Raw genomic sequence first — 13,558 nt, 5'->3', positions numbered from 1 at the left:
ATCAGCAGTCGTCTCAGCGCAGGAACGCGGCGGCCACGCCGGCGTCCACCGGCACGTGCAGTCCGGTGGTGTGCGAGAGTTCGCCGGCCGTCAGCGCGAACACCGCCGCCGCGACGTGCTCGGGCAGCACTTCACGCTTCAGCAGCGTCCGCTGCGCGTAGAACGCCCCCAGCTCCGACTCCGGTACGCCGTACACCGCGGCGCGCTGCGCACCCCAGCCCTTCGCGAAGATGCCCGAGCCGCGAACCACGCCGTCGGGGTTGACGCCGTTGACCCGGATCCCGTGCTCGCCGAGCTCGGCCGCGAGCAGCCGGACCTGGTGGGCCTGGTCCGCCTTCGCCGCGCCGTAGGCCACGTTGTTCGGCCCGGCGAACACCGCGTTCTTGCTGGAGATGTAGACGATGTCGCCGCCGATGCCCTGGTCGATCAGCACCTTCGCCCCGACCCGGGAGACCAGGAACGAGCCCTTGGCCATCACGTCGTGCTGCAGGTCCCAGTCCTTCTCGGTGGTCTCCAGCAGCGGCTTCGAGATGGACAGCCCCGCGTTGTTGACGATCAGGTCGACGCCACCGAAGGCCAGCACCGCCTGCTCGAACGCCGCGGCCACCGCGGCCTCGCTCGACACGTCGGCCCCGACCGCGATCGCCCGATCCGTCGTACCGATCTCCTTGGCCACTGCCTCGGCCGCCGCGGTGTCGAGGTCGGCGACGACCACGCACGCGCCCTCGGCCGCGAGCCGCTGCGCGATCGCCTTGCCGATGCCGGATCCACCGCCGGTGACAAACGCGACCCGGGTCGCCAGCGGCTTCGGCTTCGGCATCCGCTGCAGCTTCGCCTCCTCCAGCGCCCAGTACTCGATCCGGAACTTCTCCCGCTCGTCGATCGGCGCGTACGTCGAGACCGCTTCGGCACCGCGCATCACGTTGATCGCGTTGACGTAGAACTCGCCCGCGACCCGCGCGGTCTGCTTGTCCTTGCCGAAGCTGAACATGCCGACGCCGGGCACCAGCACGATCGCCGGATCCGCACCGCGCATCGGCGGACTGTCGGGCTCCTTGTGCCGGTCGTAGTAGGCCGCGTAGTCCTCGCGGTACTGCAGGTGCAGCTCCCTCAGCCGGATTACCGCCTCTTCCAGCGGCGCGCTCGGCGGGAGGTCGAGCACCAGCGGCCGCACCTTCGTGCGGAGGAAGTGGTCCGGGCAGGACGTCCCGAGCGCCGCCAACTCACCCAACTTCGCGCGAGCGGTGAACTCCAGGACGACGTCCGCGTCGTTGAAGTGGCCGACCTGCGGGTTGTCGGTCGACGCCAGGCCGCGGATCACCGGCGCGAGCGCCGCGGCCCGCTGCCGCCGCTGCTCGGCCGGCAGCGCCTCGAACCCCGGTACGACGGCGCCGAACGGCTCAGCCTTGCCGCGCTCGGCCAGGAATCGCTCGGCCGTACGGATGATCTCCAGCGAGTTCGCCTCGCACTCGGCCGAGGTGTCACCCCAAGCCGTGATGCCGTGTCCGCCGAGAATCACGCCGATCGCCTGCGGGTTGTCCCGCTTCGTCGCCGCGATGTCCAGCCCGAGCTGGAACCCGGGCCGCCGCCAAGGCACCCAGACCACCCGGTCGCCGAAGCACTCGGCGGTCAGCTTCTCGCCGTCGGCCGCGGTCGCCAGCGCGATCCCCGAGTCGGGGTGCAGGTGGTCGACGTGCGGGGCCTCGACCAGCCCGTGCATCGCGGTGTCGATCGACGGCGCCGCACCGCCCTTGCCGTGCAGGCAGTAGTCGAAGGCGGCGACCATCTCGTCCTCGCGGTCGACGCCGGGATAGACCTCGACCAGTGCGTTCAGCCGGTCCTGCCGGAGGACGGCGAGTCCGGCGGCGGTCAGCGTGCCCAGGTCGCCGCCGGAGCCCTTCACCCAGACCAGGTCCACCGGCTGCTGGGTGACCGGGTCGATCGCGGTGCCCTTGGCGGACGTGTTGCCGCCGGCGTAATTGGTGTTGCGCGGGTCAGCGCCCAATCTGTTGCTGCGGGCTACGAGTTCGGCGCTGACGTCCGGGGTGTCGGTCACGGTTCAGGCTCCCCATCCGGCCTGCCGGCCGTCGGCTCGGTCCTTGCTGATCTGCTCGAAGTACCCGCTGCGCTGGTACGCCGCGACCGGGTCGGGATCGAGCCCCTGCTCGGTCCGCAGCTCCGCCAGCAGCGGGCGGACGTCGGTGTTGTAGGCGTCCATCAGGGCGGCGTTGGCGCCGAGCACGTCACCGTCCTGCTGGGCCTTGCGCAGCGCGTCGCGGTCGACCAGCAGCGCCTTCGCGGTGGCCTCCTGGACGTTCATCACCGAGCGGATGATGGCCGGGATCTTCGCCTCGATGTTGTGGCACTGGTCGAGCATGAAGGCGATCCCGCGGTCCGGGTCGAGCGCGTCGCCGCGGACGATCTCGTTCATGATCCGGAACAGCTGGAACGGGTCGGCCGCGCCCACCATCAGGTCGTCGTCGGCGTAGAAGCGGCTGTTGAAGTCGAAGGCGCCGAGCTTGCCGACCCGGAGCAGGAACGCGACGATGAACTCGATGTTGGTGCCCGGCGCGTGGTGCCCGGTGTCGATGCAAACCGTTGCCTTCGGCCCCAGTTCCAGGCAGTGCGCGTACGACGTGCCCCAGTCCGGCACGTCGGTGGTGTAGAAGGCCGGCTCGAACAGCTTGTACTCCAGCAGCATGCGCTGGTCGGCGCCGAGCCGGTCGTAGACCTCCTTCAGCGCGGTCGCCAGCCGGTCCTGCCGGTCCTGGATGTCGTCCTGGCCGGGATAGTTCGTGCCGTCGGAGAACCACAGCTTCAGGTCCCGGGAGCCGGTCGCGTCCATGATGTCGACACACTCGAGCAGGTGGTCGGTGGCCTTGCGCCGGACCCGCGGGTCGGGGTTGGTCACGCTGCCCAGCTTGTAGTCGTCGTCCTGGAACACGTTGCTGTTGATCGCGCCGAGCCGCACCCCCTGCTCCTTGGCGTACGCCGCGAGCGCGGCGTAGTCGTCGACCTTGTCCCAGGGGATGTGCAGGGCGACGCTCGGCGCGATCCCGGTGTACTTGTGCACGACCGCCGCATCGGCGATCTTCTCCTCCGGCGACCGCGGCACACCCGGCTGGCTGAACACCTTGAACCGGGTGCCGGAGTTGCCGAACGCCCAGGAGGGCAGCTCGATCTCCTGCCGGCGCAGGGCGGATTTCACGGCTTCGGTCGTCATAGGTCAATCCTTCGCGGGTGTGAGGTGGAAGATCTCGCGGAGCAGCAGGAACGACTCGTCCGGCGGCCGACCGTCGATGCCGGTGAAGAACTCCGTCATCTCGGCCTGCCAGCGGGTGTTCACCTCGGTCGCCGCCATCGCCTGCTGGGCCGCGGCCAGGTCCTCGGCCTCGACGTACCCGACCAGCAGGCCGTCGTCGCGGAGGAAGAGTGAGTAGTTGTGCCAGCCGGAGTCGCGCAGCGCGGCCTGCATGTCGGGCCACACGTCACGGTGCCGCTCGACGTACTCGTCCAGCCGGTCCGGCTTGACCTGGAGGCAGAAGCAGTAGCGGTTCACGGGTGCTCCAGCTCAGAAGTCGAACTGGTCGATGTTGGCCGCGGTGAACTCGGTCGGCGGGCCGAGCACGATCTCGCCGTCCGCGCCGACGGTGTACTCCCCGAGCTTGCCGGCCTTGAACTTCTCGCCCTGGGCGCCGGTGATCTGGCCGGACGCCAGCGCGCCACCGGCGTACGCGGCCAGGTAGCCGATGTCGGCCGGGTTCCAGAGGGCGAACTTCTTCACCGTGCCGTCCTTGACGAACTGGCGCATCTGGTTCGGCAGGCCGAGACCGGTGATGGCCACCTTGCCCTTGTAGCTGGACGAGCTGACGTAGCGCGACGCGGCGGCGATGCCGACCGTGGTCGGGGACACGATCACCTTGAGGTTCGGGTAGGTCTGCAGCAGACCCTGGGCCTCGGTGAACGACTTCTGGTCGTCGTCGTTGCCGTAGGCGATCTTGACCAGCTTCAGCTTCGCGTTCTCCGGCTTGGCCAGCTCGGTCTTCATCACCTCGATCCAGGAATTCTGGTTGGTGGCGTTCGGCGTCGCGGACAGGACGGCGATCTCACCGGAACCGCCGGCCAGCTCGCTGGCCATCTTCACCAGGCTCTGGCCGATGCCCTGTGTGGTGGCCTGGTTGATGAACGCGTCCCGGCAGGTCTTGGCCGCGTCGGAGTCGAAGGTGACCACCTTGATGCCGGCCTTGCGCGCCTGGTTCAGCGAGGGGCAGACCGCGTTCGGGTCGTTGGCGGCGACCACGATCACGTCCTGCTGCTGCTGGATCAGCGTGTTGATGTAGCTGACCTGCGACGAGGCGCTCGCGTCGTTCGGGCCGACCAGCTTGTACTCGCCCTTGATCTCGCCGACCGCGACCTTGCCGCCGCCGACCTCGACGTCGGTGTAGGGGTTGTTCAGCTGCTTGGGCAGGTAGGCGATCTTCAAGCCTTCCTTCAGCGGCGCGTTCGGGTCGGCGGCGGCCGAGCTCGACGTGCTCGGCGCCGCGGTCGCGTCCCCCGCGGTGCTCTCCTTGGTGGTGCCACCACCGCAGGCGGTCAGCGCGAGGGACAGGACGGCCACCGCCGAGAGCGGGACCGCCGTACGGCGGGACAGGCGGAAGGTCATGAGAGGTCCTTTCTGGACGATGACCGGTGCAGGGACTCGGTGCGGTGCCGGCGGCGGGACACCGCGGCGCGAACTGCGTTCGCGAGGTTCGGGGCGAGCACGGAGGCGATCAGCAGGACGCCGGTGACGACGTTCAGCGCCTCGTTGGACACGTCGGACAGACGGAGCGCGTTTTGCAGAGAGGCGAGCAGGACCACGCCGGCGATCACGCCGGGCAGCGCGCCCTTGCCGCCGAAGATCGAGACCCCGCCGAGCAGAACCGCGGCGACCACTGCGAGCTCCAGGCCGGCGCCGTTGTCGGCCCGGGCGCTGGAGTAGCGCAGGGTCCAGAGCACTCCGGCCAGGCCCGCGACCAGGCCGCTCACGACGTACAGCCAGAACTTCAGCCGGCCGGGCCGGACACCGGCGAAGCGGGCCGCCTGCTCGCTCGCGCCGACCGCGAAGACCGCGCGCCCGATCGGTGTCGCGTGCAGGACCACACCGAACACCACGGCCAGCGCGACCACGATGATCAGCACGTTCGGGATCGCGGTGCCGCCGATGGTGCCGGTCACCCAGTCGGTGTAGAGCGCGGGGAAGTCGGCGACCGCTCCGTCGCCGAGCACGACGAAGGCCAGGCCGCGGTAGAGCGCCAGTGTCCCGATCGTCACCGCCAGCGACGGCAGACCGAGCACCGTGACGAAGAAGCCGTTCACCGCGCCGAGCACCGCGCCCAGCAGCAGGCAGAGCGGGATGATCGTCTCGATCGGCTGGTTCGCGTTCCACAGGTAGCCCATCACGGCGCTGGACAGACCGAGCGTGCTGGCCACCGACAGGTCGATCTCGCCGGTCACGATCACCAGCGTCATCGGCAGCGCGACGAGCGCGATCGGCAGCAGGTCGAGAACCAGGAAGCCGAAGTTCTGCGAGGTGCCGAAGTTGGGCACACTCGCCGAGGCGATGATCAGCACCAGCACGGTGAGGGCGATGATCGCCACGTTCCAGTTGGCGAACCGGCCGGCCAGCGGGCCCGGGCGCTCGGTCACCGACGCGGTCTCAGCTGACATGGGAGCCTCGCTTCTTCAACGACGCGGCGACTCGCGCCGCGACCAGCCGGTCGGCACCGATCGCCAGCAGGATCAGACCGCCGACGATCGCCTGCTGCCAGAACTGGTTGATCTCGAGCACCGCCAGCGCGCTGCCGATGGTCGTCAGCAGCAACGCCCCGAGCGCCGCGCCCCAGACCGAACCGCTGCCGCCGAAGACGGCGACGCCGCCGACGACCACCGCGGCGACCACGTTCAGCTCGTATCCCGTGCCCGCTGCCGCGTCGATCGTGCCGAAGCGCGCCGCGAACAGCACGCCCGCCAGCCCGGCCAGCGCCCCGCTGACCAGGAACGCCACGACCGTACGACGTCCGACCGCGATGCCCGCGAGCTTGGCCGCCTGCGGGCTGGAGCCCATCGCGTAGAGCTCGCGGCCGGCCCGGTAGTTCCGCAGGACGAGACCGGTGACCATCAGCACCAGGAGCGCGATCAGCACCAGGTACGGCACCGACAGCAGGGTCGCGTTACCGAAGTCGAGGAACCCGGCGGGCAGTTCGTCGGCGTTGATCTGCTGGCCGCCGGCCCAGAAGTACGTGACGCCGCGGACGACGTACAGCGTGCCGAGCGTGACGACGAGGGCCGGGACGTTGCCGTAGCGGACCAGGACTCCGTTGAGCGCGCCGCAGACTCCTCCGACCCCCGCGCCCACGAGCAGGGCGACCACGACCGGAAGGCCCGGGTTGTCGCGCAGCAGCGTGCCGACGGTGAAGGCGCTCAGGCCGAGCACCGAGCCCACCGAGAGATCGATGTTGCGGGTGATCACCACCACGGCCTGGCCGACCGCCAGAACGGCCAGGATCGCGGTGCCGAGCAAGATGTCGCGGATGCTCTGGGCGGACAGGAACCGCGGGTTGGAGATCGCTGTCACCGCGACCAGCAGAGCCAGGGCGAGCACGATGCCCAACTCCCGGGCCCGCAGTACGAGATCCAGCGACGACCGGCGCGCGGTCACCCCCGGCAGACCGACTGCCGTCATACGGTCACCTCCTGACCGGTCGCGGCGAACATCACGGACTGCTCGGTGGCTTCGCCGCGGTCGAGCGTGGCGACCAGGCGGCCCTCGCGCATCACCAGCACGCGATCGGCCATCCCGAGCACCTCGGGCAGCTCCGACGAGACCATCAGGACGGCGACTCCCTCCGCGGCGAGATTGGACATCAACCGGTGCACCTCGGCCTTGGTGCCGACGTCGATGCCACGGGTTGGTTCGTCGACGATCAGCAACTTAGGGGCCATGGACAACCATTTGGCCAGCACGACCTTCTGCTGGTTGCCGCCGGACAGCGTGCCGACCTCGTCGCTGAGCCGGCCGTACTTCGTCTTCAGGCGGGTGGTCCACTCCTTGGCCGACCGGCGCTCGCTGCTGCCGGTCAGGAATCCCAACTGGGACAGAGCTCTGGACCGGGGCAGCGTCACGTTGCGCTCGATCGACAGCTCCATCAGCAGGCCCTGCTGGCGGCGGTCCTCCGGGACCAGCGCGACGCCGGCGGCCATCGCGGCCCGCGGCGAGCCGGGCTTGAGCTTGCGCCCGCCGACCTCGACCGTGCCGCCGTCGCGGGGGTCGACCCCGAAGATCGACTGCACCACCTCGGACCGGCCCGACCCGACCAGACCGGCCAGCGCGACGATCTCACCGGCCCGGACCTCGAAGTCGATGTCGGCGAACACCGGGTCGCGGCGCAACCCGCGGACCGAGAGCACCACCGCGCCCGGCGTGACGTCCTGTTTGGGGAACAGTGCGTCGAGATCGCGCCCGACCATCCGCCGGACCATCTCGTCGACACTCAGTGCGGCCAGCGGATCGGTGGAGACGTGCTTGCCGTCGCGCAGGATCGTGACCTTCTCGCACAACGCGGTGATCTCCTCGAACCGGTGCGAGATGAACACCAGCGCCGCGCCGTCGTCGCGCAACGACCGGGCGACCGCGAACAGCCGCTCGACCTCGACGCCGGTCAGCGCGGCGGTCGGCTCGTCCATCACCACGACCCGGGCGTCGGCCGACAGCGCCTTGGCGATCTCCACCAACTGCTGGTCGGCGATCGACAGGCCGCGGGCCGGCCGGTTCGGCGCGATCGAGACGCCGAGCCGGGTGAACAGCTGCTCGGCCTGCGCGTGCATCGCGGCCCGGTCGATGGTTTTGAAACGACCCAGTGGCTGCCGGCCCATCGCGATGTTCTCCGCGACGGACAGATCGGGGAACAGCGTCGGCTCCTGGTAGATCACCGCGATCCCGGCGGCCTTCGCGTCGGCCGGCGTGGTCAGCTCGATCGGTTCGCCGTCCAGCTCGATGCCGCCGGAGTCCGGCCGGTGCACGCCGGCCAGCATCTTCACCAGGGTGGACTTGCCGGCGCCGTTCTCCCCGACCAGCGCGTGCGCCTCACCGCTGTACAGGTCGAAGGACACGTTCTGGACGGCGGCGACCGCGCCGAACGACTTGGAAACGTCACGCATCCGTAGCACCGGGGTGTCCGTCGCCATCTCCACCTCCGGGGGTCGCGGCCGAGTGTTGCTGAAAGGTTTCAAGAAGGTTGCCCGAAGTCGAGGGCGGGCGTCAAGAGGCTGACGGGAAGTCTGTGGACAACCACAGCCGAGGCCTGCGGACATCCACAGGTGAGCCAGGTACGCTTCGTGGGCTATCACGTTTCAAGCGGGGAGGCTGCCGTGGCATCATCCAGCGCAGCAGGACGCGCCGGTGCGCCGGACCCTGCGCCTGAGCGCAGCGGCGGCGGGTCGGGCGGTGCGTCTTCGCGCGCCGGAGCAGGTACGCCGCGGAAGGCTTCGCCCGCCGGAGCACCACGGGCCGGAGCCGGTACGACGCGCGGCAACTCCGCCGCTGGACGGGCCGGAGCAGCTTCGGCGCGAGGCACGGCAGCCGCACCACGGACCAGCGCAGCACCGCGCGGTGGAGCGACCGCGCCACGCACAGGCACGTCGCCTTCGCGAGGCGGAGCGCCGGCACCGCGTACCGGGCGGACTCCGCGCGTCCCGGTGAAACGCGTACCGGCCGCCGCGTCGCGGACCGCCGTACCGGGTGAGGCGGCCCCCGGCGCTCGGGTTGCTGGGCGCGGCCGTGGACGAGGTGCGGCAGGGGTCAAGGACGTGGCCGCCGCGGCCGGAGTCTCGCTCGGGACAGTGTCGAACGTGCTGAACCGGCCGGAGATGGTCAGCCCGGCCACGAGAGCCAAGGTCGAGGCAGCGATGGAGTCGCTCGGCTTCGTCCGCAACGAGTCGGCCCGGCAGCTCCGGGCCGGCAGCAGCCGGATCCTGGCGTACCTGATGCTCGACGCCGGCAACCCGTTCTTCACCGACGTCGCCAAGGGCGTGGAGGAGGCGGCGCGCGAGGCCGGGCTGTCGGTCTTCCTCTGCAACAGCAACGAGGACGCGGCCCGCGAGGCGGACTACCTCGACCTGCTCGAGCAGCAACGCGTCCAGGGCGTGCTGATCACGCCGATCGACTCGCACTCACCCCGGATCACGACCCTGCCGCTGCGCGGTACGCCGGTGGTCGTCGTCGACCGGGCGCTCGACGAAGGCCTGCACTGCTCGGTCGCGGTGGACGACGTCCTGGGTGGCGAGGTCGCGCTGACGCACCTGATCGAGCTCGGCCACGAACGGATCGCCTTCGTCGGCGGCCCGAACACGATCGGCCAGGTCACCGATCGCCGCGAAGGCGCCCGGAACGCGCTGGCGGAAGCGGGGCTGCCCGCGGAGAACCTGATCGAGCTCACCACTGCCGCGCTGACCGTGGCCGAGGGACGCGGAGCCGGTCAGCGACTGGCCGGGCTGCCCGCGGACCGTCGGCCGACCGCCGCGTTCTGCGCGAACGACCTGCTGGCGCTGGGCCTCCTGCAGCAGTGCGTGAGCCTCGGCCTGCGCGTGCCGGAGGACCTGGCGATCGTCGGGTACGACGACATCGAGTTCGCCGCGGCCGCCGCCGTACCGCTGACGTCGGTGAGGCAGCCGCGCCAGCTGCTGGGCAAGACCGCCGCCGAGCTGCTGCTCGACGAGTCGTCCAATCCCGACCACGAGCACCAGCGAGTCACCTTCACGCCGGAACTCGTCGTCCGGACGTCGACGCGCGGCAAGGGCCGCCGGCCGGATGCGAACTCCGGCGGCGACACCTCGCGCTGACCGTCAGCAGAGGTCGCCGGGCAGACCGCCGGTCGCGACGAGCTCGATGACGTCGTCGGTCGAGCGGAGTGCCGCGACCACTCCGGGGTCCGCGGTCACGAAGACGCCAGGGAGGTCGGCCTCACCCTGAGCCGGTCGGGCTGGTAGGCGAGGCGCTCCTCGGTCAGGGAGAACTCGGTGGTCACGCCGGGCTTGTCGCCGCGCGGGTCCTGCCGGTACCAGGCCCCGTCGAGCTGTACGGCGGTCATGCCGTGCAGAAAGAAGCCGCCCTTGCCGTCGGCCAGGCGCTGGTAGCAGATGCCGGCCGGTACGCCCTCGGCCCGCAGGAGAGCGGTCAGCAGATGGGCCTTGCCGTGGCACAACCCGGCGCCGTGGCCGAGCACCTGGGACGCCGCGACGGTCGGGCGCGGATCGCCGATGTCCATCGAGTGCTTCACCTCGTCGCGGGTGAACTCGAAGGCAGCGCGCGCGAAGTCCGTCGTACCGGGGTGGTCGCGGCGCAGACGGGCGGCGGTGGCGGTGATGTCCGGGTGGGTCGCGTCGATCACTTCGTCCGAGGCCAGGAAGTCGTTCACAGCGTGGAGTCTGACAGAGGCGTCCATCATGCGAAACCATTTGTCTCGAATATCGAGTGCCGATCTTGACCTGGAGTGCACTCCAGATCAGATCGTCGAGGACATGACTGATCTGAAGATGTCTCTCGGCGCGATGCTGTTCGGAACGACGATCGACGAGCGGACGTCGTTCGCTCTGCTGGACCAGTACGTCGACGCCGGTGGTGAGTGGATCGACACGGCCGACTGCTACTCGTTCTGGGTGGACCCGAGCGGGCACGGCGGTCAGAGCGAGGAGCTGCTCGGCCGGTGGTTCGCCCAGCGGCCCGGCGTACGGGACCGGGTGAAGGTGACGACCAAGGTCGGCTGCGAGCCGCTCTGGCCCGGCAGCTTCCCCGAGCACACGCAGGGGCTGTCCGCGAAGGTCATCGACGAGGCACTGGAGACCTCGCTGCGGCGGATGGGTGTCGACCACATCGACCTCTACCTGGCGCACCGCGACGACCTGCAGACCCCGCTGGAGGAGACCGTCGCCGCCTTCGGCAAGCACGCCGCGGCCGGCACGGTGGGCCGGATCGGCCTGTCCAACTACGCCCTCTGGCGGGTGGAGCGCGCCCGCGGCATCGCCGAGCGCCTGGGTGTCACCGGCCCGACCGCGCTGCAGATGCGCTACTCGTACTTGCAGCCGCGCCCGTTCGTCCGCAACAAGGCCCACGACCACCGCTTCGGCTGGATCACCGACGAGATGCTCGACTACGCCGACCGCAACCCCGAGCAGGAGCTGTTCGCCTACAGCCCGCTGATGTCCGGCAGCTACGAACGCCCCGACCGGCCGTTCCAGGAGGCCTTCGACCACCCCGGCACCACCCGCCGCCTGGAGGTCCTCACCCAAGCAGCCACCGAACTCGGTGTCACCCGCAGCGAGGTCGTCCTCGCCTGGCTCACCGGCGGCTCCCCCGCCGTCACCCCTGTCGTCGGCGTCAGCACCCCGGCCCAACTCGAGAAGGCCGTGTCCGGCGCCCGCCTGGTCCTCCCCACCGACCTGCGCACGCGCCTGGACGAAGCCTGGTGAGGAGAACCCTGCCCCAGGGGCTCCTCTGATGAACGGGTTTCATGACACGCTTTGGGGGTGGACAGCGATGGGTTCTGGGGGCTGGTGGATGCGGCCCGGGAGCAGGTTGATGACACGGTCGCGGATCCGGACGGGGTCGCGGATGCGTTGGTCAAAGAGTTGAGTGGGTTGCCGGCCGAGGAGATCGCCGGGTTCGGGGTGCGGCTGGAGTTGTTGATGGGCCAGGCGTACCGGTGGGACCTGTGGGGTGCGGCGTACCTGCTCAACGGTGGGATGGGTGACGACGGGTTCGACCACTTCCGGGGGTGGTTGATCGCGCAGGGGCGGGAGACGTGGGAGGCCGCGCTGGCCGATCCGGACTCGCTGGCCGACGTGATCGACGAGGACCTGGACGACACCAGCGACCTGTTCGACGGGGAGGCGGTGCTCGCGGTCGGGGCGGAGGCCTACAGCGCGGTCGCCGGGTCGGAGAAGGCGTACTGGGCCGCGGTCGACGCCGGTACGCCGGACTCGCCCGACGTGCCGGCCGGTGAGGAGTTCGACTTCGACGACAAGGGCGAGCTCGCGGTCCGGTTCCCGCGGCTGGCGGCGCTCTACCTGGAAGACTAAGGCTGGGCCGGTTCGCCGCCGAGGCGCTCGATGAACGTGCGCAGCGAGCGGCGCCAGCCGGCCTGGCCGGCGTCGGGATCGGCGGCGGCGAGGCTGACCAGGTGCTGGGTCATCTCGAAGCCGGCGACTGCCTCGCGCAGCGCGGTGAGGGTCTCGTCAGGCAGTTGGTCCTCGGTGGTGCCCAGGACTTCGTCGCCGCGGTCGGGCACGACCTGGTGGGTCGTCCAGCCGCCGAGGCCGCTGGGGACGAGCAACTCCGGGACCAGCGACTCGTGCGACAGGGACGCCAGGTCCCGGTTGCCGTTGTCGATGCTGAAGATCGTCGTACCGCGGCGGCGGACGTCCTCGATGCGTTCCAGCAGGGTGTCCGCCGGGTTGTCCTCGGAGACGACCAGCAGCGACTCGCCCTTGCCGGAGTCGCGCAGGCGGTCCAGGCCGATCGCCAAGTGGGGCGGAGCGTCCGGCGGCGGGGCCCAGCGGACCAGGGACGGCCTGACGTCCTCCACTCCGGCCCGGTGCAGCTCGTCGTCCAGGTGCGCGGTCAGGTGCCACGGCTCGTCCTCGGGCGGGCCGAACAGCAGCAGGCCGCCCCGGCGCGTGGTGTAGCGCCGCAGCGAGTGGGCGAACGACGTGGTCCGCGTGCCCAGCTCCGTGCCGGTCAGCATCTCGCGCAGCAGCGACGCCTTGGTGAGGTCCACGTCTCCAAACCTGACACATCCCACCGACCACCGCGACCCGGCGGTACGCCGCCGGACAGGTCCGCAGTCGGGTCGAACGCGTGCGGCGCCGGTGTCGACGCGGCCATCTGAGCGGCTGTTGTCGACGAACCGTAGAGCTACCGCCGGAACAGGAGACGGTCCTCGGCAGCGAAGTCGAGCGGGTACGGCGTGAAGCCCGCGGCGACGGCGAGTTCGGTCAACGCGGGTGCGGTCCAGCGGTGGACGTGGAGGTTCATCGGGTGGCCGCCGTACCCGGAGGTCTTGTGCGTCGACTCCGAGCCCACGTGGAAGCCGAGCATCAGCACTCCACCGGGGGTGAGGACTCGGTAGAACTCGGCGCAGGCGGTCGGGACGACGTCGCGTGGCAGGTGGATGATCGACCACCAGGACACGATCGCGCCGACGGTGGCGTCCGGCAGGTCGAGGGCTGTCATCGAGCCGACCCGGAAGTCGAGCGACGGGTGGTCGCGGCGGGCGACCTCGATCATGCCGGGGGACAGGTCGACGCCGATCACGTCCAGGCCGCGCTCGGCCAGGGCAGCGGTGGTTCGGCCCGGACCGCACCCGGCATCGAGAACTGGGCCGCCGCCCGACAGCGACGCCAGCAGGTCGAAGGCGGCCGGTTCGCCGTCGGCGGGGTCGGCGACGAGTTCGGCGTACGAGACCGCGACGTTGTCGTAGGACCAGGCGATGTCGGCGAGATAGTCAGTCACCCGGCGACCCTA

At 70.4% G+C, this 13,558-nt stretch carries 13 protein-coding genes; 3 read left to right on the top strand and 10 right to left on the bottom strand.

Annotated elements, in window-relative coordinates; translation table 11 throughout:
- Positions 1–13: 13 nt before the first annotated feature.
- The 7 genes from ACQPXM_RS01350 to ACQPXM_RS01320 are packed head-to-tail and all read right to left on the bottom strand — an operon-like array spanning position 14 to position 8,199.
- Positions 14–2,056: a bifunctional aldolase/short-chain dehydrogenase gene (locus ACQPXM_RS01350; RefSeq protein ID WP_432943879.1), complete on the bottom strand. Its 2,043-nt coding sequence runs from the start codon at positions 2,054–2,056 to the stop codon at positions 14–16.
- A 3-nt stretch (positions 2,057–2,059) separates the two neighbouring features.
- On the bottom strand, positions 2,060–3,223 hold the full coding sequence (gene rhaI / locus ACQPXM_RS01345; RefSeq protein WP_432943877.1) for an L-rhamnose isomerase: 1,164 nt from the start codon (positions 3,221–3,223) through the stop codon (positions 2,060–2,062).
- 3 nt (positions 3,224–3,226) lie between these two features.
- Positions 3,227–3,559, bottom strand: coding sequence for an L-rhamnose mutarotase (locus ACQPXM_RS01340; protein ID WP_432943875.1), 333 nt, complete (start codon positions 3,557–3,559; stop codon positions 3,227–3,229).
- A 12-nt stretch (positions 3,560–3,571) separates the two neighbouring features.
- Positions 3,572–4,663, bottom strand: coding sequence for a rhamnose ABC transporter substrate-binding protein (gene rhaS / locus ACQPXM_RS01335; protein WP_432943873.1), 1,092 nt, complete (start codon positions 4,661–4,663; stop codon positions 3,572–3,574).
- The gene (locus ACQPXM_RS01330) at positions 4,660–5,709 is read right to left on the bottom strand and encodes an ABC transporter permease (RefSeq protein ID WP_432943871.1); all 1,050 of its coding nucleotides are present in this window, start codon (positions 5,707–5,709) and stop codon (positions 4,660–4,662) included. The genes rhaS and ACQPXM_RS01330 overlap by 4 nt, the downstream gene beginning before the upstream one ends.
- Positions 5,699–6,724, bottom strand: coding sequence for an ABC transporter permease (locus tag ACQPXM_RS01325; RefSeq protein ID WP_432943869.1), 1,026 nt, complete (start codon positions 6,722–6,724; stop codon positions 5,699–5,701). The genes ACQPXM_RS01330 and ACQPXM_RS01325 overlap by 11 nt, the downstream gene beginning before the upstream one ends.
- Complete coding sequence (locus ACQPXM_RS01320; protein WP_432943867.1) at positions 6,721–8,199, bottom strand: sugar ABC transporter ATP-binding protein; 1,479 nt, start codon at positions 8,197–8,199, stop codon at positions 6,721–6,723. Before ACQPXM_RS01320 ends, ACQPXM_RS01325 begins: the two co-directional genes overlap by 4 nt.
- Positions 8,200–8,736: 537 nt before the next feature.
- Between ACQPXM_RS01320 and ACQPXM_RS01315 the strand changes: the two genes are divergently transcribed.
- A complete protein-coding gene (locus ACQPXM_RS01315) occupies positions 8,737–9,879 on the top strand; it encodes a LacI family DNA-binding transcriptional regulator (RefSeq protein WP_432943866.1) in 1,143 nt (380 codons plus the stop codon).
- A gap of 95 nt (positions 9,880–9,974) precedes the next feature.
- Here ACQPXM_RS01315 and ACQPXM_RS01310 read toward each other — a convergent pair whose 3' ends face one another.
- The gene (locus tag ACQPXM_RS01310; protein ID WP_432943864.1) at positions 9,975–10,454 is read right to left on the bottom strand and encodes a transglutaminase-like domain-containing protein; all 480 of its coding nucleotides are present in this window, start codon (positions 10,452–10,454) and stop codon (positions 9,975–9,977) included.
- Between the two features lie 103 nt (positions 10,455–10,557).
- On the opposite strand from ACQPXM_RS01310, the gene ACQPXM_RS01305 reads away from it, so the two are divergent.
- Complete coding sequence (locus tag ACQPXM_RS01305; protein WP_432943862.1) at positions 10,558–11,505, top strand: aldo/keto reductase; 948 nt, start codon at positions 10,558–10,560, stop codon at positions 11,503–11,505.
- A gap of 57 nt (positions 11,506–11,562) precedes the next feature.
- On the top strand, positions 11,563–12,114 hold the full coding sequence (locus tag ACQPXM_RS01300) for a DUF4240 domain-containing protein (protein WP_432943860.1): 552 nt from the start codon (positions 11,563–11,565) through the stop codon (positions 12,112–12,114).
- On the opposite strand, the gene ACQPXM_RS01295 is transcribed toward ACQPXM_RS01300, so the two are convergent.
- The gene (locus tag ACQPXM_RS01295) at positions 12,111–12,812 is read right to left on the bottom strand and encodes a hypothetical protein (RefSeq protein ID WP_432943858.1); all 702 of its coding nucleotides are present in this window, start codon (positions 12,810–12,812) and stop codon (positions 12,111–12,113) included. The genes ACQPXM_RS01300 and ACQPXM_RS01295 overlap by 4 nt on opposite strands.
- Positions 12,813–12,949: 137 nt before the next feature.
- Positions 12,950–13,546, bottom strand: a complete 597-nt coding sequence (locus tag ACQPXM_RS01290) for a class I SAM-dependent methyltransferase (protein ID WP_432943856.1) — start codon at positions 13,544–13,546, stop codon at positions 12,950–12,952.
- Positions 13,547–13,558: the final 12 nt, after the last annotated feature.

The sequence above is a fragment of the Kribbella sp. CA-253562 genome (genome assembly GCF_050942265.1).
GTDB lineage: Bacteria > Actinomycetota > Actinomycetes > Propionibacteriales > Kribbellaceae > Kribbella.
This window is presented reverse-complemented; position numbering and strand designations above follow the sequence as displayed.